General features: G+C 51.6%; 20 protein-coding genes. 10 read left to right on the top strand and 10 right to left on the bottom strand.

The features are described from left to right. Window position 1: 1 nt before the first annotated feature. Both B5D63_RS27745 and B5D63_RS27740 read right to left on the bottom strand, forming a co-directional pair. Window positions 2–856: a TssN family type VI secretion system protein gene (locus B5D63_RS27745; RefSeq protein ID WP_078672119.1), complete on the bottom strand. Its 855-nt coding sequence runs from the start codon at window positions 854–856 to the stop codon at window positions 2–4. A gap of 109 nt (window positions 857–965) precedes the next feature. Beyond that, on the bottom strand, window positions 966–1,922 hold the full coding sequence (locus B5D63_RS27740) for a hypothetical protein (protein WP_078672118.1): 957 nt from the start codon (window positions 1,920–1,922) through the stop codon (window positions 966–968). A 224-nt stretch (window positions 1,923–2,146) separates the two neighbouring features. Between B5D63_RS27740 and B5D63_RS27735 the strand changes: the two genes are divergently transcribed. The 3 genes from B5D63_RS27735 to B5D63_RS27725 all read left to right on the top strand — a co-directional run bounded on the left by B5D63_RS27735 (window position 2,147) and on the right by B5D63_RS27725 (window position 5,581). Then, complete coding sequence (locus B5D63_RS27735) at window positions 2,147–3,202, top strand: PKD domain-containing protein (RefSeq protein WP_078672117.1); 1,056 nt, start codon at window positions 2,147–2,149, stop codon at window positions 3,200–3,202. Window positions 3,203–3,211: 9 nt separating this feature from the next. Then, window positions 3,212–3,643, top strand: a complete 432-nt coding sequence (locus tag B5D63_RS27730) for a GPW/gp25 family protein (protein WP_078672116.1) — start codon at window positions 3,212–3,214, stop codon at window positions 3,641–3,643. A gap of 105 nt (window positions 3,644–3,748) precedes the next feature. Next, window positions 3,749–5,581: a type VI secretion system baseplate subunit TssF gene (locus B5D63_RS27725; RefSeq protein ID WP_078672115.1), complete on the top strand. Its 1,833-nt coding sequence runs from the start codon at window positions 3,749–3,751 to the stop codon at window positions 5,579–5,581. Here the strand turns inward: B5D63_RS27725 and B5D63_RS27720 are convergent. From B5D63_RS27720 to B5D63_RS27700, 5 genes are all read right to left on the bottom strand, one after another. After that, window positions 5,491–6,615, bottom strand: coding sequence for a lytic transglycosylase domain-containing protein (locus B5D63_RS27720; protein WP_078672114.1), 1,125 nt, complete (start codon window positions 6,613–6,615; stop codon window positions 5,491–5,493). The two genes, B5D63_RS27725 and B5D63_RS27720, sit on opposite strands and share 91 nt — an antisense overlap. A gap of 11 nt (window positions 6,616–6,626) precedes the next feature. Further along, window positions 6,627–7,469: a hypothetical protein gene (locus B5D63_RS27715; RefSeq protein WP_078672113.1), complete on the bottom strand. Its 843-nt coding sequence runs from the start codon at window positions 7,467–7,469 to the stop codon at window positions 6,627–6,629. Window positions 7,470–7,690: 221 nt separating this feature from the next. Beyond that, window positions 7,691–9,073 (bottom strand): DUF5458 family protein, encoded by a 1,383-nt coding sequence (locus B5D63_RS27710; protein WP_078672112.1) that lies wholly within the window; start codon window positions 9,071–9,073, stop codon window positions 7,691–7,693. A 40-nt stretch (window positions 9,074–9,113) separates the two neighbouring features. Then, entirely contained in the window at window positions 9,114–9,560 is a 447-nt protein-coding gene (locus tag B5D63_RS27705) for a hypothetical protein (protein WP_078672111.1), read from the bottom strand. 80 nt (window positions 9,561–9,640) lie between these two features. After that, on the bottom strand, window positions 9,641–12,097 hold the full coding sequence (locus B5D63_RS27700) for an AAA family ATPase (RefSeq protein ID WP_078672110.1): 2,457 nt from the start codon (window positions 12,095–12,097) through the stop codon (window positions 9,641–9,643). Between the two features lie 660 nt (window positions 12,098–12,757). On the opposite strand from B5D63_RS27700, the gene tssD reads away from it, so the two are divergent. From tssD to B5D63_RS27680, 4 genes are read left to right on the top strand one after another with little or no spacing between them, the layout of a single operon-like run. After that, the gene (gene tssD, locus B5D63_RS27695) at window positions 12,758–13,147 is read left to right on the top strand and encodes a type VI secretion system tube protein TssD (protein WP_078672109.1); all 390 of its coding nucleotides are present in this window, start codon (window positions 12,758–12,760) and stop codon (window positions 13,145–13,147) included. A 3-nt stretch (window positions 13,148–13,150) separates the two neighbouring features. Continuing rightward, on the top strand, window positions 13,151–13,753 hold the full coding sequence (locus tag B5D63_RS27690; RefSeq protein WP_078672108.1) for a hypothetical protein: 603 nt from the start codon (window positions 13,151–13,153) through the stop codon (window positions 13,751–13,753). 46 nt (window positions 13,754–13,799) lie between these two features. Then, window positions 13,800–15,611, top strand: coding sequence for a type VI secretion system Vgr family protein (locus tag B5D63_RS27685; protein ID WP_078672107.1), 1,812 nt, complete (start codon window positions 13,800–13,802; stop codon window positions 15,609–15,611). Continuing rightward, window positions 15,611–17,014 (top strand): hypothetical protein, encoded by a 1,404-nt coding sequence (locus B5D63_RS27680; protein WP_078672106.1) that lies wholly within the window; start codon window positions 15,611–15,613, stop codon window positions 17,012–17,014. Before B5D63_RS27685 ends, B5D63_RS27680 begins: the two co-directional genes overlap by 1 nt. A gap of 5 nt (window positions 17,015–17,019) precedes the next feature. On the opposite strand, the gene B5D63_RS27675 is transcribed toward B5D63_RS27680, so the two are convergent. The 3 genes from B5D63_RS27675 to B5D63_RS27665 all read right to left on the bottom strand — a co-directional run bounded on the left by B5D63_RS27675 (window position 17,020) and on the right by B5D63_RS27665 (window position 19,943). After that, complete coding sequence (locus B5D63_RS27675; protein ID WP_078672105.1) at window positions 17,020–18,063, bottom strand: DUF3137 domain-containing protein; 1,044 nt, start codon at window positions 18,061–18,063, stop codon at window positions 17,020–17,022. A gap of 30 nt (window positions 18,064–18,093) precedes the next feature. Then, window positions 18,094–18,612: a hypothetical protein gene (locus B5D63_RS27670; RefSeq protein WP_078672104.1), complete on the bottom strand. Its 519-nt coding sequence runs from the start codon at window positions 18,610–18,612 to the stop codon at window positions 18,094–18,096. 95 nt (window positions 18,613–18,707) lie between these two features. Then, entirely contained in the window at window positions 18,708–19,943 is a 1,236-nt protein-coding gene (locus tag B5D63_RS27665; protein WP_078672103.1) for a DUF6807 domain-containing protein, read from the bottom strand. A gap of 157 nt (window positions 19,944–20,100) precedes the next feature. Here B5D63_RS27665 and B5D63_RS27660 point away from each other — a divergent pair, with 157 nt between their 5' ends. From B5D63_RS27660 to B5D63_RS27650, 3 genes are read left to right on the top strand one after another with little or no spacing between them, the layout of a single operon-like run. Then, on the top strand, window positions 20,101–21,627 hold the full coding sequence (locus B5D63_RS27660) for a C25 family cysteine peptidase (protein WP_078672102.1): 1,527 nt from the start codon (window positions 20,101–20,103) through the stop codon (window positions 21,625–21,627). Further along, on the top strand, window positions 21,614–21,901 hold the full coding sequence (locus B5D63_RS27655; RefSeq protein WP_078672101.1) for a hypothetical protein: 288 nt from the start codon (window positions 21,614–21,616) through the stop codon (window positions 21,899–21,901). Before B5D63_RS27660 ends, B5D63_RS27655 begins: the two co-directional genes overlap by 14 nt. A gap of 59 nt (window positions 21,902–21,960) precedes the next feature. Continuing rightward, window positions 21,961–22,587, top strand: a complete 627-nt coding sequence (locus B5D63_RS27650; protein WP_078672100.1) for a hypothetical protein — start codon at window positions 21,961–21,963, stop codon at window positions 22,585–22,587. The last annotated feature ends 31 nt before the right edge of the window (window positions 22,588–22,618 follow it).

Raw genomic sequence — 22,618 nt, 5'->3', positions numbered from 1 at the left:
TTTAGGATAACATAATTCTGTTGCAAATGATCACGCTGTTCTCTTTGATCCCATTCATAAACACTGCCTTTGCAGGGTCCAGTGTTTTGGCAGCGCCAAACCACCTCGGCTTCAGGTGAAACACCCAGCCATAGGCTTGCCCGTTATCGTCCACAAAATCAATCGGTGTATTTGGATATCGGTCGTTGTAATCATTGATGAAGTGGTAAAAAAGATCGCCCAGGTCCATTTTAATAGGCGTACGGGCCCTGAAATAGGTCCGGTTACGGTCACCCTTCCCCTTCTCCATTTCCAGCCCTATAACGATCAGATCGCGCATATCCTCGTCATTCACGTCCGGGACTTCCTTGTACATCGGGTACTGCCACCACTTATGCACCTTCACCGGGATGGCCATCATCCGCTCGAAAGTCTTGTATACAAAAGTGGGCAGCACAAATGCAAACATACTGGTGAGCATCGGGTAATAAAGGAAGGCGTCCTTGTCAAGAAAACGGTTTACCAGTACAAATCCGACACCACCAAACAACCAGATAGCGACGATAAAGGCCAGCTCAGACCCCAGCGTGGTTTCATTGGCCCAGAAGCGGGTATACATAAAGTGACAGTGTAACACCCCCAAACCTAAAAACCATACCTGGTAAAAAAGATACTGGTCCATCAGGTTTTTGTGGGTAAATAGGAAAGGGATGGAACTAATCACGGCAAATACCAGCGTCATACATGCTAAATACCACAGTGCCTTCTTTTTAAAAAGACTGAAATTTTTAATGTATCTGCTGAGCAAAGCCACTATGATAGATCCTACGGCCATAACGCCGGCCAGCATCAAATAGAATTTAGCGGTGTATCTCATAGCTCTTCCGGTATGTCAGGTTTTTCTTTTTTTGGGTTTTTAACATAACAGCGTTTTTACGCGTTAACAATGTTAACAAAAATAATTCCACATCAGCATAAAAAAGTGGCTACAGGAAAAAATTATATCCCATAAGCCCGTCTTCCACCTGCTGATCGGACAGTGTCTTCTTCTTGTCGGCCGGATCAGGCACCAGTACGGTATTGATGTCCATGTCTGCCGGGAAAAGATAACCGTAACAGGTTTCCAGCAGCTTCCCATAAGCCTGCCATGGCAGGTAGTCATATATGCGCTGACGTTGCAGCGGCCCGATCGTCACCGTGGCACGGGGCATATCTGTATAAAATACCTGCCCCACCATACTGTCCACCCCCAGCCGCCATTCGCCCAGCGGCACACTGGCCTCTGTTTGCACAGCCTGTGGCGTATGATCTGTTTCGATCTCCACCTCCTGCTCCAGCACCAGCTGCAGACAAAGGCGGACCATGCGGTAATTACCGGCAATACGATGCATATATGGCAGCAGTTTCACCAGCCTGTTGGCCGCCGCCCCCGGCAACCCCTCCGGCAGGTCCCAGAACTGGCTGAACAACTGATCGGCATCTTTACCAAACACATCAAACAATAAGTGTTTCTCCCGCTGCTCTAAAAAAACCCGCTGCAGAAAAAACTCATTCTCCAATGGCTGAAAAAAACGCCGCGCCTGCAATTCCTCCTGCTGCTGCCGCTTATAACGGGCAACCATATCCGCAGTGCCCCGCACTTTCCGCTGCTCTGAAAACTCGTGAAATAACCCCTCCGGCAACCGGTCATATATGCCATCCCGTGACAGTGATAACAATACATAAGGTTGATATGGCTGACTGTCATCCAGTTTTACATGGAGAATATCTTTATTAAATGACCGGGTAAACACGTTCTGCAACTGCACCACCACTTCTTCCCTGCGCACCTGGTTGTCCAGCAACTCGCCCACCACCACTTCCGCCCTTACATCATAAGGAAATTCCGCAACGTGTGTTATAACATCTTCCAGGACCGCAGCCTTCTGGGCATTGTTTACCATGAGGTGATGATTTTAGGTTTTTCGGGTGTTCCGTTGTTAGCATAACTATCTAATCTCAACTGTTCTATGGTTATCCGGGCTAACGATCTGTCCCAAAAATAATATATTGCGTTTATATGTGACTCAAATTCTGAAAAAAGAAAAAACGCCCCTGACACATAGGCAAGTTATCCAAAAAAACAGTAAAATTGTAAAATCTGAAATTGTAAAAACCTGAAAAACCAATGGCCCCCCGTAAACCCGAAAATGAACACAAGGTAAATTCGTTCAGACCCTTTGGTAAAATTGCCAGTCATGTTGACCCCATGGTACTGTGGACTTTCTTTGGCCTATTCCTGATCAGCGCCGTGCTGCTGGCATTCCAGCTGGACACACGGGAAGACTGCACTACCACCGACATCGTTCTCAGTAACAAACAACATACTTCCGGCAAGACCTACATGGTCGGCCAGGTCATCACCTTCAACGCTGAAAGCAGCGATAAAAAAAGGACGGACTACGCCTGGGAATTCGGCGACTCCTCTGCCCGGCAAACCGGCACGCAGGTGTACCACTCCTTTAACAAACCCGGCAGCTATATGGTCACCCTCGTGTCCGGCAAATGCGCGTGGAACAAAGAGATCATCGTTATCGCCGCTCCCGCCGCACCTGCCGAAGCCGGCCCGGATATCTTCCCGGTCATCGACGGCCCCGGAGAAGTATTTGCCGGCAGACCTGTCACTTTCACCAACAAAACGCCCGGCGCCCATACCTGGACATGGCGACTGCTGCAGGATAACGCCGAATCGCATTCAGGCGCTGCCGTTACCTACACCTTCTCTTCACCCGGCGAAAGGACCCTGTCCCTCATCGTCAATGGCGACACGGCCCACATGGTAATGAAACGTATCACGGTATTCCCGGCAAGGCCACAGGCTGCAGCCCCTGCACCAGACCCTGGATTCGCACCGCCGCCACTGCCTCCGCCAACACCGGAACCGGAAAAGCCCAAAGGCCCCACCGCACCCGCCGTGGCCGATGACGAATTCCTGTTCATGCTGTCGCAAGTGACCACCAAACAAAAAAGCGCCGCCGATTTCTCCAAGTACCTGTGCGACAACCTGTCGGCACGCGTGCTGCTCAACGATAAGGAAACAGACAACTTTGCCCACTTCTGCTCACGCATATACGGCAAAAAGAAATTCAAAATAGAAAAAGTAAACCTGATCAAAGACGCCAACGGCTGCGTGAAGGAAATCAGGATCATATACGACCGGAAAAGAGTATTGGGTATTTTTTAACCAACTCCCATGAAAGGAAAATACTATAAGCTGCCCATGGACTTCTCCCAGCTGCTGCAAAAGAAAGACATACCGGCTGTCAACCTGGAAGAATCCGTGGCACAACATATTCACCTGCTGATCACTACCGTACTGGGGGAAAATAAAGACGACCCCCAGTATGGCTGTCAGTGGTGGGACAGTGATTTTGATATCAAAGCGTCCAACAATGAGGTAAAGGAACAAGTGGAATCCGCTGTTAAAACGGCTGTATTCCGCTATGAAAAAAGACTGGCACAGATCCGCGTGGTAGCGGCCGTCAATCAGGAAGAACTGATGCTGGCGCCGGCCCGCAAAATGAAAAAAAAGATAAGGGTCACCGTTAGCGGCACACTGGCCAAAAACAACAACCCCTTCCAATACACGAGTTATTTCTATATCAGCCCGCTGTCCTACGATTAATTTGGTTATTTAGAAATTTGGTTATTTAGAAATTTTAAAATAACCAGATTTCTAAATAACCAAATTTTCAAATTTACTGCGCCTTTGCGTGAAACCATCCGACACATGAAAGAAAAAAAAGAAAGGATAAAAGACCGTATGCTGAAAACCGCTGCCCGCCTCTGGGGATACCCCGACGCGGAAGTGGAAACCTCTTTTGACCCCATCGTACAATTACTGCTGGAAGCCTGCGCCAGTGAACTGGAAAAAATATCCGGCGAAGTGGACGTATCCCACGCCCGCCTCGTGGAAAGACTGGCCCAGATCATGATGCCGGAGCCTATCACCAGCAGCCAGCCCGCATTTGGTATACTCCACGCCACGTCTACCGAAACCAGCGCCGATATCCAGGCAGATCATCAATTCTATCATCATACCAAAGCAGGGCATAACAGCCAGGACCTCTTCTTCTCACCGGTAACTACCCACCGCCTCTTCAAAGGCCATGTGCAATACCTCGGTATCGGCGCCAAACTCTACGAAACACGGGACAACTGGTTCAAAGAGCAAACCCTCCAGGGACAAGCCCTGCCGGACGTACCCTCCAACCACCTGTGGCTCGGACTGGCCATGGAAGATGCCAGCCTCAGCTATGAAGGCATGTCCTTCTTCTTTGACCTGCGCAATATCCACCAGCAGGAAATGTTTTACCACTACCTCCCGCTGGCCCGCTTTTTTATCGACGATGCTGAAGTAACCGTAAAAGCCGGCTACCACCACAGCCGCCCGGCAGACGAAGAAGAAATAGAACGCATGGTGGAAGTGGCCGTTGATACCAACGCCCGCTACAGTCAGCATGTGCTGCAGCGCTTCCGCAGACACTTCCTCACCATCACAGACAACCGCGTGCACAAAACAGGAAATACCTCCCTGCCCGCCGCGCTGGCAAATCTCTTCGGACAGGAAGCGGAGAAACTGCAAAAAGAAGTGCAATGGGTCCGCATCGAATTCCCGGAAGCGCTCCACCACACTTTGCTGGAAGACCTCTACTGCAGCATCAACTGCTTCCCCGTCATCAATAAAAAAAATAACGAACAGTCGCTGAAGCTGAACCGTTATCTTAATATTATCCCCCTCCAAACACCGGATATCTTCTTTGATATCAAAAGAGTGTACGACCTCGAGGGAACAGACTACTATGTCCGCAATTTCGCCACCGCCGGCCAGATGCAGGAAGGAGAACTGGTGGTACGCAGCAGCGGCATCGGCCGCTTCGATACCCGTGAAGCCAAAGAAGTGATCGCCTATCTCATGGAAGTAATACGGGATGAAAGCTCCCTGTTCGAAGAAGTAAAAAACGACTACGTCACCAACCGTATGCGGGAGCTGCATCAGCTGATAGCCTCCCTGGAAGAACAGCTGCAACCCGGCTCCAATAAAGGCAATATCCCCTATGTGATGGTGAAGCCAAAAGAAAATGCCGCTTACATCTTCATTGAATTTTACTCCACCAACGGTACGGCCGCCAATAATATCCGTATGGGCAGCAAGCTGCTGGAATACGGCAGCATACAAACCAAACCGGGCAGCATCACTCTGCTGACCAATACGCAGGGCGGCAAAGACCGGCTGAACATCGATGAGAAAATCAACCTTTACCGCTCTCACCTGCTGTCGCACAACAGGATCGTGACGCCGGAAGACATCAAAGCATTATGCCGTACTATTTTCGGTAAAGAGTTAAAAGCAAGCGGCGTTACCAAAGGCGTAAGCCTGCAACCCGGCGGCAACGCGGGCTATATCAGAACAATGGACATCCGGCTGCAACTGGTACAGCCAATAGCAAAATATCCATCCGCCAATCTGAACTATTTAAAAGAGGAACTACTGCTCCAGCTGGAAGAAAAATCGGCCAACACATTCCCGTTTCGTGTATTCATCAACGATGTACTGATGTGAGAAGCGGTACTCAGCAATTTTACTTCGCCGCCGGTCTTCAGCAAATCGAGCGGCACACCTTTTTTGCCATCGGTGGCACAAAGTACGACCGTATTGCCAAAGCCAAGGTCTACATACACCCGGTTGCTGATAATCCACCCCTTGCCGGATAAACTGGCATTACGACCCACATACACGCCGTTCGCCTGCATGTTCTCCAGCATGTGGATACTGATCAGCTCTCCGTCACGAAAAGCGGCATTGATCTGCAAACGTGCGGCATATACACTGCTGGATTGTTTCGGCAGCGCCTTCTTCCCGATGGTGATACGGATGGTGTTAAAGTCCCGGATATTGCCCGGAGGCGGCGTCTGCGGATTGGCAAATACAGAACCTTTGCTGTCCCTTTTGGCAAAAACATTATACCCGAAGCCGGGAAGATATAGCTCGGGGCTTTCGAACAGCTGTTTGATAGCGATGATTTTGTAGATATACTGCGCCGTTTCATTGTTCAGCATCAGCTGATAATAATCACGGCTCCCCTGCCGGCGGATGTTTTTGGAGATGTTGCCCGCTCCACAGTTATAGGCGGCGGCGGCCAGTGTCCAGGACTGCAGCTGGCTATGCAACATGCGTATCAACCGGCAGGCGGCATGGGTGGCCTTGATCAGGTGGTTACGCTCATCGTAGTCACCCGCAACGGTCAGCCCCAGTTCTGCGGCGGTACCCGGCATGATCTGCCACACTCCCTGTGCGCCCACCGGAGAGGTAGCGTTGGTCAGCCCGCTCTCCACAATGGGCAGGTACTTAAAATCCAGCGGCACCTGGTATTGCTGAAGAATAGGTTCTATCACCGGGAAATACATTTCTGCTTTGGAACGCAGCACCGGCAGGTATCCCTGGTAACGGAGATTCCTTTTGATGACGTCCATGAGCCGGGACGATACAAAGTCCCGTTCCATCGGCACCATCTCGCCGCAAAAGTCGACCTGCTGCGCCATTACCGGAAAGGCAAAGAGGCAGGCAAACAATCCTGTAAGATACCAGCGTCTCATGACACGTTTCCCTATTTTGTCAACATATACTTCGGCAATGTGCTGGCAGGTACATACAATACCAGCTGCGGCTTGTTTTCCGCCGGTTCCAGTACAATGATGATCTCATCATCTTTCCTGAATGTCCTGGAAGGCACAACAAACACTTCTTCCGCTTCACTGCGGGCCTCAATGGTAGTAGGACCTTTCTTGTACAACAACGGCATGGTATGCAGCTCCGCAGTGTCTTTCTTCTCTTTGTGTATCAGCGTCGCCTTTACAAACTCGTAAGTTTCTTTGCTTTTGTTGCGGATGTGAAAACAGAAATAGTTCAGTGAGCTGAGCGTCATCGCTTTGGCGTAGCCCAGGCTGACACCCTCCACCTTCACTTCATGATTGCGATTGACTTTACTGTCCTTTTTGAAGTCTTCCGCAAGGTCACTGACAGTCACCGTATCCACGCTGATCAGTGGTGCGCTTTCATCTTCTTCGGGCAGTTTAAACGTAGTGGTCGTTTTACTGCCCGAGTCTTTGTCACCGTGCCGCGGTTCAGGTGTACCGGCCATCACCGGTTCTTTACCGCCTGCCGGTTTCTTTGACAGCACGTACTTCAGTTTGGACAAGTCTGCATTCTCGCGGTACGCGAGGATCATGTAGTGAATATTGTCTCCTTCGCGGACAATCAGGTTGGTAGGTCTGGGAGATGCTGTTACCGGTCTTACTACGGCCATATTGCCGTCCACGATCCGGTAATCATAATCCGTGTTTTTTCCATCACCGATCTGGAACGTAGTGATGGCGGACCCACTGGTGATAAGGGTCGAAGCGCCTCTTTTTGTCAGCACGGTATCGGTTCTTCCGACTTGCTGTGCCATTACTGTGGGGGCCGTTCCAATTAACAAACAAAATAAAATACTGCGCACCGATTTCATAGTATTTACACTTAACAGTTGAGTTGGCTTTCAGGTTGTTTTGTCTACCTGAAAAACAACCGTAATAGAATTTATGTCGTGCCGCTATGATCATCGTTGTACAAGGCTTGCTGCCGGTTGTTCAACGATGATCACTGCCAGCATCTGTCAGATGGATGACCTGTTTATTTATCCTGTTCATAGGTGGTATCCCATTCAGCTGCATCATCTCCTTTCTGGCCTTCCATTTTGATCAGGAAGTTCTTGGCAGGGAAATAAGGCTTCAGATGAATATCCAGGTGAATACGGTCTTTCTGTACCGGGTCCTGTTCGAAGCGGCGAATATTAAAATCTTCGATCAGTTTATCCGGGCCGGTAATATTATCGAGGAAGCGGATGATCTGCTTCATGAGATCTTTCCGGGTATTGGCGTTGAAATTTTCGAATGCACGGCGGTTCAGGAAGTCCATCAGCACTTTGGTCACGAAGTCGAACACCCGTACGACAGAGTAGGTTTGCAGACCGAGGTTGTCGCCATTGAACAGGGTTTTGGCGCTGAAGGCCATTACTTTTCCGTATTCCTTTACCATGGGTACGAGGCCCATTTTTTCGAGGCTGGCGATTTCGCTTTTCTTCAGTTCAAAACGTACTCCGTCCACTTCGTTCATGCCACCGAATTTTTTACCGGCGGTCACCTGCGACATCAGTGTTTTGTAGATTTTCCCTGCCAGAGCGCCGGAAGGGGGAACGTAGAGGTTATCTTCTTCTCCCACTTCGTCGAATTTACCACGGCCTACAAGCCAGTTGCAGGACATGATCACGTTGGAGCGGTGTATTTCGCCACCGGTGAGGTTGGCCAGTTCAAACATCTCCATTACGTCGTCCGGAGCGTCGAGGTGGGCGAAGTCTGTCACCAGCATGGCTTTGTTTTCATGGGCGATCTTGGCCCATTTTTCCAGCACCTTGTTAGAGCCGAGGTAACCCGGAACGACCAGCAGGCTGTAGTTATCGCGCAGATCGAGGCGGTCGTAATTGGCCACCAGTTCTTCGCGGATCGCATCAATAAAGCGGGTGTTATCGAGGTCTTTCAGCTGTTCGAGTTCCACGTTGATGAAAGAGATGTTTTTCACCTTGTCGGACTCGGTATTTTTGAAGAACAGGGCTACGTTGCGATAAGCCTGCTCCAGTTCGCGGGTACTTTCCACCGCTTCGCCGAGGTTTTTGTTCAGCACCTGTTCCGCTTCGGCAGCGTGGTTGTTACAGAACTCCACCATATCGGGCAGGTCTGTGGCTTCGGAGAGCACTTTCTCCCAGAGGGACAACGTTTTGCGGAGTTTATCCCTTTCCGATTTTTTACCGGCTTCCGTGAGGAAGATATTACGACGTGCTTTACGGTCGGGGTTGAGGTTCTGGGCGCCTTCCACTGCTGCTTCGATGAGGTCGAAGCCGCCGTATTTGGTCAGATCCTCAATATTTTGGGTGAGGTTAACTTCTGGTTTGGCCGAAGGCTGTTGCCCTGCATTTTGCAAGTCCTGCAGCTCTTCCTGGTTTTTCTGTAATTCTGCCATAAGAAATGATATTATGTTCCGGGATAGGGGAACTGTTTAATTATTTTGTGTTCAGGTCTTTCAGCATGCTGCGGATAGCGCCGAGCATGGCCTTCCTTGCGTCCGGATCTGCCAGTGCCTGTTTCAGGATCTTGTTGGTCTTCAGGTTTTTCATGATTTTCAGGTATTGCTCTTTCTCTGTGGCGAGATCATTGAGGAAAGCGCTCTGTTCAGTGATACCTTTCACACCAAAATCGCCGAGGTGGTGGAACTGCAGTTTTTCCGGCACCGGGCGGCCCTCAGCGTCATGAAAACTCACATTTACGCCGGGCTTGAAATGTTCAAAAACGGCTTCCACGGAAGTAAGCCCTTCCACGATTTCAGGCTTTACAGGTGCTTGCTGGGTGAGCTTTTCAGCAAACAGCGTACGGTTATGCGATATTTCCGCAATGGCTTCATTGGCGTCCAGTTTGACTTCTGTGCCACCAATTCCGTAGTTGTCATTCATAACAAAAACATTTTGAGATTTTCCAAATTAGCAAAGGGCCGGGTGACAGGTCTCCTGTCCCTTTTATTGTTTGAGGTTTTTTACTTGTTGATAGACCAATCCGGTTTATCGTCTTTCAGATCGAGCGTGACAGTCATATCCTTGCTGAGGCTTCCGTCTATGATCATGCGTGACAATGGCTTGCGGAGCTGGCCGCGGATCACCTCCCGCAGCGGGCGGGCGCCGTAGCGGGGCGAATAGCCCATCATGGCGAGGTGCTGCCGGGCGGCCGGTGTAACCGTCAGTGTTATCTGTTGTTGTTGCAGCAGGTGCAGGAGATGTTGCAGATGGATATCGAATATCTTCTCTACGTTTTCCTGGCGGATAGGCCCGAAAGGAATAATCTCTGTGAGCCTTCCGAGGAACTCCGGCCGGAAGTGGCGGGTCATCAGTTCCATCAGTTGCTGTGACGGCGGGATCACGCCCTGCTCAAATGAAGCGGCGATGGCGTCGCTACCGATGTTGGAGGTAAAGAGCACCAGCGCGTTGGAGAAGTCTCCCGTTTTTCCCAGTCTGTCGTGTAATTTCCCTTCATCCATGATCTGTAAAAAGATATCAAATACAGATGGATGGGCTTTTTCTATCTCATCAAATAATACTACTGCGTATGGTTGTTGCCGTATTTTGTTGACCAGCAGGCCACCTTCTTCGTATCCCACATATCCCGGAGGCGCGCCGTATAACAGGGCAGCGGCATGTTCTTCCTTGAACTCGGACATATCAAAGCGGATCATGCAGCGTTCGTCCTGGAACAAGAAGTCTGCCAGAGATTTTGCCAGCTCCGTTTTACCGGTGCCGGTAGGTCCGAGGAAGAAGAAGGAACCGATCGGCTGCCCGGGTCTGCTGAGGCCTGACCTGGACTCCAGGATGGCGTCAGCGACGGCTTTCAGCGCGTGGTCCTGTCCTACCACCCGTTTACGCAGGTGCAGGTCCATCGCCACGAGGCGTTCTCTTTCCTGAGACTGGATCTTGCCCAGCGGAATACCGGTCATCCCTGCGATCATGGTAGCCAGGTCTACAGGGGTAACGGCTTTATGTTGTACAGACACCACGCCGGCCAGCTGGTCCAGCAATTGTTGCAAGGCCTCCAGCAGTGCGGTGTTGTCCGTTAGTTTGGTCAGTTCAGTATCAACCTGCAATTTACCAGCCATCAGTGCGCCCAGCCTGTCAGTCAGCTGCCGGTAAAACCAGTGGAGGTCTTCACTTTGTAAGTCCTCCTTACCACGCAGCGTTTCCAGTTCTTCCCTCAGGGATACCAGCAGTGGTGCGCCGGTGTCCTGCATGGCGCGGATAGCGGCCATGGTACGGTCCAGCAGGTTGATGGCGCTGTCGGGCAGGCAACGTTCTTTCAGGTAACGCCGGGAGAGGCGGATGGCCTCGCGGGTAGCTTCCTGCGGCACCTGTAGCTGGTAGAAGCTTTCATATACCGGCACTACGGCCGTCATCATACGCATGGCCTGTGTTTCATCAGGCTCTGCGAGGTTGATGGTTTCAAAACGGTGGCGCAGGATGGCATCCGGCTCTATGAGCTTTCGGAAGCCTTCCGGCGTAGTGGTGCCGATCAGGATGATTTCTCCTTTGCCAAGCGCCGCTTTGATGACGTTGGCCATGCCACCACCGGATTGTTTATCGAGAAGGGTGTGAAGATTGTCAATGAAGAGGATATGCCTGCCGGTTTGTTTGAGCTGCTGAATGATCTGAAGCAGTCTGTCTTCCAGTTCGTTTTTATAAGCGGCTCCGGCGATAAAGGCGCCATAGTCGAGCGCATACACGTCGGATTGCTGTAGCTGCAGGGGGACCTGCTTTTGCGCGATCGCACGTGCCAGTCCTTCTACCAGGGAGGTTTTGCCTACGCCGCCGTCACCGATGACCAATACGCTGGCGCGGTCTTTACGGGTAAGCACCTCCGAAAGTGCCCGTATATCGCCGTCTCTGCCAATTACCGGGTGATAGGTCTGCAACAGCTGCGGGTCTGTCATCCGGTACACATACTTCAGCGACGCCGGTTTAATGCCTGGCGACGCCGTGTTGCCGCTGCCGTTATTTTCAGGCCGGGTGCGGCCCTGTTCGCTGGCTGCAATAAGCTGATCACGGGTAAAGGGGAACGATTTCAGTTGCTCGTAGGAAAAGCCCACGCCCGGCGTGCACAGGGCAATCAGCAGGCTCCACGCGTCAGTCTCCGGTTTATCTGCTTCCTGGGCAACATTCAGCGCTTCCTGCAACACTACCGTAGCAGCCTCGTCTGGTTCCGCTTCGTCTACGGTGCGGGATGTACGGGGCAACTCATCCAGTCTCACGTCGGCCCATTCTTCGAGGTAATATACGTCGATGTTCATCTGATGCAATACAGGCGCAAGCCCCACCTCCTTATGCATGGCTGCACGAAGCAGGTGCGCAGGGCTATACTGCACATGATGATGGTCTTTTGCAATTGCTTTCGCAATCCGGATGGCAGATTGCAGTTCAACGCTGAATATGGTCAATGTTGAAAGGGTCATTTGGATGATTCAAGGTTTTTCTGATCAAGTTAACAGTTACAACAACGCGGCTGCTTAACAAAAGCAGTTGGGTAAAGATACTGCGAAAACATTTACATAAAATTGAATCTGCAAGAAATTCTCACCGGAGGCTAACATTATCTTTTTCATAAATATCTATTATGGGGGCAACCTATAACTATATACGATTTAAAGAGACTTCCAAACACAATACCAGTATATATCCCAGAAGATCTACTGCTATTTTATCTCATTAAAATCAGCAATTATTTTAAACATAAAATTAATACATAAATTTTTTATCTGACAAAAAATACTGGTAAATTGAAAGGATGTCTACCTATTAAACAGGAACAGACAATATACATGATCGAAAATAAATCACATCACTTACACCATTTATGCACGAGAATATTTATTTTCGTACCAACCTTTATTGAAAGAACAAACCTTTAAACACCCTTGAACAGATGACCCATAAGAAAGACCTTTTGCCCGGAAACTTACGTCACCATTAACTTTCATAGGTATCACACAATTTACCTGTTACAACATCAGGACCACAACGACCATATCAATTTCAGATATCACCTGTTATGCCTGTATCTACTATGTAGCAGCAGGACAACGGATTGTTAACACTAAAAAACGACTTTTTTTATGTCTTTTAAGGCAGAACTGATCATAGGCGGAAAGTCAGCCAATGTGCTGGAATGTAACTACGGCTTTTCCCAGGGCACTGACGCTATCGGCAAACCCAGCACCATGCCCCGCGGCGGCACCATTTCCCTCGTTCTGGAATCAGCCCGCGACACCGACCTGATACAATGGATGATCTCCCCCGAAGAAAAACGGGACGGCACCATCATCTTTAAACGACGCGATCACGACTCCAGCCTTCGCACGGTAGAGTTCACCGAAGGCATCTGCGTGCAGTTCCATGAAAGTTATCACCACTCCGGCGCCAGTCCCATGATCACGCATATAGTCATCTCTGCAAGAGAACTGAAAATCGGCAACGTTGCCTATAAAAGAAAATGGGAGGACTAAACCATGCAGCATATCCCCGAAAATATTAAAGTAGCGGCCCGCTTTATTTTGCTGGCCCTGCAGCGTAGCCTGGCGGATCATGCAACGCAACGACAGTTGCATCAGGGACTGACGATCCTCACGTATCACCTGCCGGCGGTACTGCACAACGCGGGGCTCACCAAAACCCTGATACCGGCTTCACACATCCACTGCCAGCTGCAAAACAACCTGCTGGGCGTTGACGTGCCGGAGGTAGGTACCTTCCTGCTGGATATACAGCATGCCTCTATGATCACGTTTACACGGCCACCGGAAGAAACAAGACATACCGCCGCGGACAGCCGTGACCGTTATCCGCTTGGCGCCCCCGCCGGCGCAGGCCATCCGGCAGCCCGCTACACCAGACCAGGGACAGCCAAAACCGATAATGTCGCAACAGACCCGTTAAGGACATTCCGTTACACTCCCCCGGTGGCGAATCTTCCCCGGCGCTTTGACCCCAGGCCCAGAGAAAACACAGGGCAGCCGCATCAATATTTTATCTACCTGCATACAGAAGATATCCACACCAACGATATCGACCTGCATCAGACCGGCGTAGTCAGGATCAACCCGAAAGACTGACCCGCACACACACATTCATCGATAACAATTTTTAAACCTGAATACTATGGGCGACGATAAATTTCTGAATAAGTCAACAATAGGCATTGAAGGCTATGCCGGACCGGTAGAGTTTAAAAATGTAACATTGGAACAGGCTGTCGGCAGCCATCACTACTTCAGCTTCCTGTGGCGCCCCGGCAGCCTCAGCAGCAACCTCTCCTATCAGCAAGGCATCATCGAAAAATATATCGGCAAAGGAATCTCCATCAGCTTCGATGCATTCCGCTTCAAAGGCCTGATCACCAGCATGGCGGTGATCGAAGAAGATGGCGCCGCCATCGGCTTCCAGGTATCGGGCGTCAGCCCCACCATCCTGCTGGACGATGTCCCGCAGAGCACCTCCTTCTATCAGCAATCACTACAACAGGTAATACAGGGCGCCCTGCAGGACGCCGGCTCCGGCCTGCTGAAAACGCAGGTGGTGCCCGCGCATAAAGGTACCCTCCCCTATTGCGTGCAGTATAACGAAACAGACTTCAACTTCCTCGCCCGCATCGCCGCCCGCTACGGCGAATGGATGTACTACGACGGCAGCGCCCTCGTGATCGGCGATACCCAGAAAAACGAAGTGAAGCTCACCAAAAATGTAACGCTCCACCAGCTGAAAACAGTAGCCGCCGTCACACCGCAACGTTTCAATTACGTGTCGTACGATGTGATGAAAGCCTCCCCCCTCAGCGAAAAATCGCAGAAAGCCGACACCGGGTCCCATCCCCTGATGCACCTGTCTTCCGCAGCATCCGACGATCTGTACAGCTCCTCTTCCCAGAAACAAACGTTTGTACATCATGGCTATACACAGGATGAACTGAAACAGGTGAAAGAGGTACAGAACAAAGTCACCGCCGCCGCCTTTGTACGGGTAAGCGGTATCAGCGAATTACCGGTAATGCCGGGCCAGCAGATCAGCATCGCCAGCGACAGCGGACAAAGCGCCTACACCGTGATATCGGCTACCCACTATGCCGATACCCCCGGTAACTACCACTGTACTTTTACCGCCATACCGGCAGATGTGAAAGTGCCCCCCTATAGTAACCCCCACCTGGTGCCCAAAGCAGATATGCAGAGCGCCATCGTGAAAGACAATAACGATCCGGAAAAACTGGGCCGCGTAAGAGTGCAGTTCTTCTGGCAGCAACAAAATGATATGAGCCCCTGGATACGGCAGGCAGCACCCGCCGCCGGCGGTGGCACCGGTTTTCACTTTGTGCCGGAAGTAGGCGAAGAAGTGGTGATCGGCTTCGAAGGCGGTAACGCGGAAATGCCTTTTGTCCTCGGCAGCAAATTCAACGGCAAATCCAAAAGCGGCTATGGCGACGCCCAGAACAATATGAAAGCCATCAAAACACGCAGCGGCAGCCTCATACAACTGGATGATCAATCGGGCAGCGTGACCGTGACCGACAAAAACGGCAGTACTATGATCATGGACGGGTCAGGTAATATCACCGTGAAATCACAAACGCTCGTTACCGTAAAAACGGAAGACAAAATCGTGGTAGACGCTCCCAACAAAATTGAATTCATGTCCAAAGAAATTCACCTGAAAGGCACACAGAAAGTGGTCATCGGTGAAGGCCCCGCGAAAGTCACTATAGACAACGAAGCAAACAAAATCACCAGCGACGCTGATAAAATAACGACTACGGCCGTTACCCTGCATGAGCTGAAGAGTCTCGCCAATATGAAGATGAGCGCCCTCCATCACCAAACAGACGGCAGCACGGAAGTCATGATCAAAGGCACCTCCATTAAAGTAGACGGAGGCACCACAACAGACATTAAAGGAGGCATGGTAAACTTAAACTGCTGATGAACGAACACAATCCGATAGCACTGGAGATCAATAAAATTCAGGCATACTGGCGCAAGGCGGTCAACGGAAATGATGCACTGCGCCTCGTCCGTCTCATGATATTACCCGAAGAGGCCAGGCTCTACGAAGGTTTTTTAAAACTGGAATCCTCCCCTCACGGTCAACTGGAAGAAGTATTTGTTACACACCTCACCCCGTTCGAAGACGAAGATACTTTCAGCGCCGCCATCATCAGGGACTGGCTGACGACCTATGATAACAGCACTGCTCTGCTGCAGGAAATGGAAGCCAAAGACAACGCACTGGTATGGGACCCTGCCCCCTACCGCCAGCTGAACGCTTCCCTCCCGCAGGACAAACAACTGCTGCAACTATTGCAGTCTTTCCGCACGGCATTGCCCGAACAACCCCGTACACTGGTACTGGCGCTGCTCCCATGGCAGGTGAGCGACACCCGCGGCTTTACCAACTGGCTCACCCGCCTGCTTAAACTGGGCATTCCGGCAGGTGTACGCATCACCGTGGTAGACCACGTTGGCAAAGACTACCTGTTGATCAACGACCGTCCTTTTCCCGGGCAAATCATTTCGTTTCATGTGCCGCTGCAACTGGCAGCGGCCATTCAACGCCTCGCCACCGCCGGCAATCCTAACGACCCGGAAATAGCCTACCGCAAATGCCTGTTCGAAATGGGCAATGCCGCCAAAGACAAAGACATCAAACGGCTGCACTACTGGGGAGAACGGATGCTGGAAGCCACGCAACGCAGCGGCAACAAAGGCCTCTTCGCCACAGCCCACCTCTCCTATGCCGGCATGCTGTTTAATTTCAAACGGGACCCCAAATTGCCGCAACTGCTGGAAAAAGCCACACGCATCGCCAAACAGGGATTGCAGACAGGCGACCAGGCCTGCCTGTCACTGCTGATACAGGCCTATGGCTACCAGGGCGCCTACGCGCAGATACGGCGCAACTATGGCCCTGCCATCGAATGGTTCCTGCAACAGGCAGCGCTGGCGGAGCAACATCAATTCCTGGCGCAGGCAGTAACTTCCTGGTACCAGGCAGTGGAACTAAGCCGCCGCAAAGACAGCAGCCGCTATCACACCCTGCTGGAACAAGCCTATAAATGCGGTATCCCCATGACGGACGATGAAATCAGCTCGTCTGTATACAGTTTTCTGGCAGCAGACTACTACGATTACGCCTATACGAATAAACAATCAACGCTGGTCAGCGAAATTGATGAACGCATGCGCCGCATCTTTGGTAAAAACTGGAAGGAAGAAGTGGACAAACTGAAAAAGTCCAAAGTAAAATCACTGATGCAGCCGCAACTGAGTGAAGAAGAGGAAGAAAACACCGGGGAAACCGCTGACGCTCCTGCACAAAAACGATAACACTGTTAAGAACGGGAAAAGGCAATAGAGGTCCATATACCGCCGTTCTGCCGCAGGTCGTCCACGATCTCCAGCAGGCTGGTGAAGTCCATGTAAAAATTGGTCAGCATCCTGCGGTCTGTCAGCGAATCCTGCAGCCCCGCTTCGAAGTAATCCTCACCGTGACTGATACCGATACAGATCCGGTTGTTATAAAACGATATAAATACCGGCGCCTGTGAACGCGCCTGGAGGCGGACGATTTTTTCCAGCAACGGCGCAGTCAGTAGCTGCTGCGCCTCTTCTGTATCTTGGGCATACGCCATAAAAAGCTTGTTGAACGCAGTATCAGAGGTGGTTATCTTCTTTCCGAGGTTCCAGGTTTCAATATAATCCGTGTCCGTCTGCGTGACCGATGTCAGCTTCGCCATCATCGTACTGCGCGGTACGATGTACACCGGCGTATTGAAGTAGCGGGGGAACTGCGCCATAAAATAAGTGCCTTCAAAAATAACGTCAGCGCCCAGTCCGCGCAGGGTAATGGTAGGCATATGCGTTACCTTCAGGTCACACCATTGAAAATTCAGATCGCCCGTTTTACCGAATACCTGGTCGTTGCCGGTGATATTGTATTCCTGGCGCGAGAACAATCCGCTTTCAGTAAACTCTTCATAACTGGCATGGTTCAGCGGCTGATAGGTATAAGCCGGGTCTATGAAGCGGATGATGGGTTGTATTACCTTGTTTTTAAAATCCTGTTTATAATCCACCATTTCCAGCATACCCTTCTGCTTCGCCATATAACGGCGGAGCGCAAAGCTCAGTCCCAGTGTGACAACAATTCCCGCAGCCAGCATCCACATGACGGACATGTTGTTTCCTGTGTTGTTTTCCTGCCGGGGAATGACGACCCACATCAGGAAAGCAAAAAAAATGATGACCGGCACTACGCCGAGGATACGCATACGGCGTACCCAGCCCTGTCCGGCTTTGCGCTGGTCCTCCAGCTGCTGCAGCTGTACATCCAGTTGCTGGTCTACAAACGTGTTGAATTCGGCTAATGTTTTCATACTGTTATAACAGCCTCACGGCATCGTTGTTTAATTGGCGGACCAGTTGGCGGAGGGGTTGCCGCCGGCGACGGCACTGGCGCCGGTCCTGCTCACAAAAGCTCTGAAGGGTTGCACGTTTTCTTCGGAAAGCGGCAGCTTGTAGGACTTTCTGCCGGGCCCCACTACCATGTGCGCATATTCCATGGGAAACAACCGTATGCGGATGATGCGCAGTGGCAGGATCAGTTTATAGTCGGTGTAGGTGTTCAGGTTATTGACAGTCTCTCCTTTCCGCAGGCATTCCACGAACTCGTCAATTTTCTGCTGCCGGTTGTTAGCCTGAAAAAGCATAATGGCATAGGGTATCACCGGGCCGATGCCGATGAGGCAGAACATCGCTATCAGTAGCGGAGGGATAGCAGCGCTGCTTTTCAGCACGGAGGTAAGGACCACCGCCAGTAGCAGTAGCGCCAGTATTTCCGCGGTGATCAGCGCCTGGAATATCTGCTTTTTATCTTTTTCATGGATGGCCGTCAACGTTGCCTTGAGGTCCTGTAGACTGTTCATATGGTAGTTAGTTTTTCAATATCAGGAAATCCGGGGATGGGTTAACCTTTTTCCGTGACGAAGTAAAGTAAAAAGCATGACATCTCAAAATAGAACTAGTCTTTCCGGACCACCGGCGGGAAAGCAAAATCCTTCCAGGCTGCTTCAGCCTCTGCCGGCGTTAGGTCACCATCATAGACCATCACCCGGTATGTCAACGTATATTCATTTCCGTTAGTAAGCGTCCAGGATTTCATTTTAGTAGGGGAATAGTTGAGCATCAGTTCACCGCCTTCCATATTTTCGGGCCATACGCGGAGTGGTTCCGGCGAGTCATAGTTGGCCGGCGCGTTCATGATGAGCAGCCCTGCCTGGCCCTGTGGCGTGGTACCGGTGATTTTCACCCAGCGGGCGCGGGTGCTGTCTGCGTCTTTGCGGGTTTTACCTTCAGAGGTAAGCACCTGGCTGGTGCCGGCGGTGAAAGACGGCGTAGTACGCAGCCCGAACCCACCGCCATAGCGGTATTGCAGGAGCGTGATCCCTTCGGCGGTGGCCGGCGTGAAACGGGAAGTAATATCCCACAGGCGGCGTTTACCGTTGTCCGTTGCAGGATAGGCTTGTACCGTCCAGGTTTCATGGATCGCTGTTTTTTCCGTGCCATCATTCAGGAAGGCCACATGTTCCTGCCGGGCGCTGAAACCGCAGAAGGCATTGCCGGAAGTCACCGCTTCCATTTTCACGAAACGTACTTTCCCTTCTTTTTTCTGCACGTTCCAGAAATCTGTTACCCTTCCTTCGAAGGAAGTGTGCGTCCATGGGTTCCAGATGCCCATATGATGACGGTGGCCACTGTTGGGAAAAGCGTTGGTGAGTACGGCGCCGTTGGGCGCCCACAGCGGGTGGATAAAGGCGCTGCGGCGATATACCGTATCGCTGCCGGCCGGTGGTTCGACCACAGCGTAGTTATATTGCAGGATTTTCTGCGTTCCCTGCTGCAGTGTCAGTGCACGCTGGTTATCGGTGACGACCATGACCGGCGGCGCGGACAATTTCCGGTTGGCTTTCTTCAGTTCGTAAGACCTTTGGGCGCCTGCGGGGGTATGGCCTTCCAGTATCCACCAGAGGACTCCGTTCGCAGCGGTAACGGCGACGCGCACACGTTTTTTCCCCGCCACCTCTTCCAGCAGCAGGTCTTCTGTGTCCGCCGGCTGGTCAAGCCGTATATGCACGATACTGTTGTAACGGGCGATATCGCCGGCCTGTACAGTATAGCGGGCGATGACCTGGGCCGGGGCGTGAAGACCGGCCAGCAGGCCGCCAAGAAGGCAAATGGTCCGGATGGGTGCTTTCATGTGCAATCGTTTGCAACAAAATACAGTTTCCTTTTTCACTATGCAAGTACTTTGCGTAGCGGATGCTTAATATTGTCAACGGAAGCTTGCTGGTTGTCCGTTTATTTTAATATTTTTAGCGCTTAATGAAAGATATATGGCAAGCCCCGCGATTCATATGCTGACAACAAAACTCATTATAACCAATAAGACGGCCTTACAGCAGAAGTATGGAGACCGGCATCAGGCCATATTAGACGACCTGAAAACACTGCAGGCTGCTGATGCGGGCAGGCAGTTGTCCACCCAGCTCATTTTCCTGGATGATACCGCGCAGATGCAGGCATGCCAGTCCGCCCCCGTAACGGACAGTAAAGATGAAGCCCAGCATAAAAAGGCGATCGATGACCTCTACCGTTTTTTTTCTCCCGGGTACATCATGCTGGTAGGCGCCCAGGACATCATCCCTTTTCAGCGGCTGAAAAACCTGCTGAAAGAGAATGATCCGGACAGCCTGATTCCCAGCGACCTGCCCTATGCATGTGATACGCCTTACGACACCGATCCGGGCAAGTTCATCGCCCCCGTGCGGGTAGTAGGGCGCCTGCCCGATGTACCTGGCGTAGCAGACCCCGCTTACCTGCGATCGCTGATTAAGGACATCCTGGACACAATACCGCAGCCGGTACAGGTGTACAAGCCCTATTTCTCCGCCAGCACATTTGACTGGCAGGACTCTACGCAAAACAGCCTGCAGAACATATTTGGCGATAAAAGCAACCTGCTGATTTTTCCCGGCGCCGATATACTGGACGGTACCAACTGGTCTACCCAGATGATGCCTAAAACCCATTTCATCAACTGTCACGGCGCGGTGTATAATCCCGGCTACTATGGGCAGAAACTAACCAATTTTCCCCTGGCGATGCGCTCAGACACCATCACCGCCAAACTGAGCACCGGCACCGTGGTAGCGGCTGAATGCTGTTACGGCGGCCAGTTGTATGATCCGCAGAAAAACGCCGCTAAACTCATGAGCATGGCCAACAGCTATCTGCTGAATCATGCCATCGCTTTTGTAGGCGCCTCCAACATCGCCTACGGGCCGCCCACGGGGCAGGGACTGGCAGACCTGCTTACACAGTTCTTCCTGATCAACGTGCTCAACGGCGCCTCCACCGGAAGAGCCCTGCTGGAAGCCCGTCAACGTTTTCTGCATGAAATGGGCCCCACCCTCGATCCGTTCGAGCTTAAAACAGCCGCCCAGTTCTATCTGCTGGGAGACCCATCGCTGCAACCGGTGATCAACGACAGAGATCCCAGCACCGACGGTATCACCCAGGCATTTGTGAACAGCCTGCAGAACCGCCGCGATAACCTGGAAGCCCGCGGCAAAATGCTGGACGATTTTCTGTCTACCCCGGCGCGTACGACAGAAAACCACGCCACCGATCCAGCCCTGGAGGCGGCCATGCATTCCCTGCTGGGAGACAAACTGTTTACCGTGCCCCCTCCTGCCAAAACCTTTATCAGCCAGCGGAAAAACCCGTTGGTAAATGCCGCATCAGGCACTTCCATGCCATCTGTAAAATTTCATGTATTTTCGGAATCAGCAGTCAGTGGAGAGCGTACCAGCACCAAAGTGCTGGTCGTAAAAGAAAAAAACAATCAAATACTGGGCTACCGTGAATATGTCAGCAGATAATTATTCCGAAAAAGACAGCATCCGCCTTACCGGTCGACTGGTACTGCGGACTTTCGGCCAGCGCTCCAAAAGTGAGCACCTTGGCGTATACCTGGTGACCGATCAGGGCGACTACCTGATACGCCCCACCGGCGCCAACCCTTTCATGAACAACCCACTGATGAAACTGGCGGGTAAAACCATCACCGCTGAAGGATATATTGTGGATTATGTGTTCCTGGCCCGCTCCTGGCAAGAAGGAGAAGAAGATCCCCGGCCGGATGCTGCCATTTAGTGGTTTTTTATTACTTTGGCATTCATGCATCCCGCACGCATAGATGACAACAGCAACCTATGAATCTATCCTCATTTATAACGACCCTGGTCCGCGACGGACAAGTGACTGTAGACACAGCGGCCCATTCTTTTTCCAAAGATGACCTGACAGCCACCAGGAATGTACTGCTTCATTACTACCAGCACGACCTTACCGATATGCCCGGTGAAGCCCCCGCGTTTGACAGCGACACCGCCCTCTGGGCTGCCGGCTTCATCTACAGAGCGGCACAGCTGATAAGGTTCCGGCCATGCGGTAATACCGGCATTGAAGAATGGCTACCTAAACACGCCGTTGCAACCGGACCGGAAGCCGTGTACTCTGCCGACCTCTGCCTGCGCTATCTGCCCGATCTGCTGAGCATCGCCAAAAACCTGGCGCCTGCAGACCCGCTGGTACAACGCCTCACCGACATAGCTGCCCAATGGCCGTTCTCCTCCACCGGTATGAACATCTACCCCGCTACACCGATAGCGGTGATCACAGAACACCCATCGCTGTTGCAGGCTTACACAGACCGCATCATCGCCAGCAAAGACACCGGCAGGTGCAACGACCCCGTAGTGATGACCGCCGTCAAGACCTCACTCGGCAGTTATGCCCACCTGTTATGGCCCGGATTTCATGACAGCTTCCGGGACTAACTATTGCAACTTAATAACGGGGTAGCATATA

Source organism: Chitinophaga eiseniae (genome assembly GCF_900167135.1).
Classification (GTDB): Bacteria; Bacteroidota; Bacteroidia; order Chitinophagales; family Chitinophagaceae; genus Chitinophaga; species Chitinophaga eiseniae.
This window is presented reverse-complemented; position numbering and strand designations above follow the sequence as displayed.

Bases quoted from the DNA above. Each gene is read 5' to 3' on its own strand.
- B5D63_RS27680 (WP_078672106.1), top strand. From the start codon at position 15,611: ATGAACGAACACAATCCGATAGCACTGGAGATCAATAAAATTCAGGCA.
- B5D63_RS27670 (WP_078672104.1), bottom strand. From the start codon at position 18,612: ATGAACAGTCTACAGGACCTCAAGGCAACGTTGACGGCCATCCATGAA.
- B5D63_RS27715 (WP_078672113.1), bottom strand. From the start codon at position 7,469: ATGGCACAGCAAGTCGGAAGAACCGATACCGTGCTGACAAAAAGAGGC.
- B5D63_RS27690 (WP_078672108.1), top strand. From the start codon at position 13,151: ATGCAGCATATCCCCGAAAATATTAAAGTAGCGGCCCGCTTTATTTTG.
- B5D63_RS27710 (WP_078672112.1), bottom strand. From the start codon at position 9,073: ATGGCAGAATTACAGAAAAACCAGGAAGAGCTGCAGGACTTGCAAAAT.
- B5D63_RS27735 (WP_078672117.1), top strand. From the start codon at position 2,147: ATGGCCCCCCGTAAACCCGAAAATGAACACAAGGTAAATTCGTTCAGA.
- B5D63_RS27720 (WP_078672114.1), bottom strand. From the start codon at position 6,615: ATGAGACGCTGGTATCTTACAGGATTGTTTGCCTGCCTCTTTGCCTTT.
- B5D63_RS27700 (WP_078672110.1), bottom strand. From the start codon at position 12,097: ATGACCCTTTCAACATTGACCATATTCAGCGTTGAACTGCAATCTGCC.
- B5D63_RS27745 (WP_078672119.1), bottom strand. From the start codon at position 856: ATGAGATACACCGCTAAATTCTATTTGATGCTGGCCGGCGTTATGGCC.
- B5D63_RS27725 (WP_078672115.1), top strand. From the start codon at position 3,749: ATGAAAGAAAAAAAAGAAAGGATAAAAGACCGTATGCTGAAAACCGCT.
- B5D63_RS27740 (WP_078672118.1), bottom strand. From the start codon at position 1,922: ATGGTAAACAATGCCCAGAAGGCTGCGGTCCTGGAAGATGTTATAACA.
- tssD (WP_078672109.1), top strand. From the start codon at position 12,758: ATGTCTTTTAAGGCAGAACTGATCATAGGCGGAAAGTCAGCCAATGTG.
- B5D63_RS27675 (WP_078672105.1), bottom strand. From the start codon at position 18,063: ATGAAAACATTAGCCGAATTCAACACGTTTGTAGACCAGCAACTGGAT.
- B5D63_RS27685 (WP_078672107.1), top strand. From the start codon at position 13,800: ATGGGCGACGATAAATTTCTGAATAAGTCAACAATAGGCATTGAAGGC.
- B5D63_RS27655 (WP_078672101.1), top strand. From the start codon at position 21,614: ATGTCAGCAGATAATTATTCCGAAAAAGACAGCATCCGCCTTACCGGT.
- B5D63_RS27650 (WP_078672100.1), top strand. From the start codon at position 21,961: ATGAATCTATCCTCATTTATAACGACCCTGGTCCGCGACGGACAAGTG.
- B5D63_RS27730 (WP_078672116.1), top strand. From the start codon at position 3,212: ATGAAAGGAAAATACTATAAGCTGCCCATGGACTTCTCCCAGCTGCTG.
- B5D63_RS27665 (WP_078672103.1), bottom strand. From the start codon at position 19,943: ATGAAAGCACCCATCCGGACCATTTGCCTTCTTGGCGGCCTGCTGGCC.
- B5D63_RS27660 (WP_078672102.1), top strand. From the start codon at position 20,101: ATGCTGACAACAAAACTCATTATAACCAATAAGACGGCCTTACAGCAG.
- B5D63_RS27705 (WP_078672111.1), bottom strand. From the start codon at position 9,560: ATGAATGACAACTACGGAATTGGTGGCACAGAAGTCAAACTGGACGCC.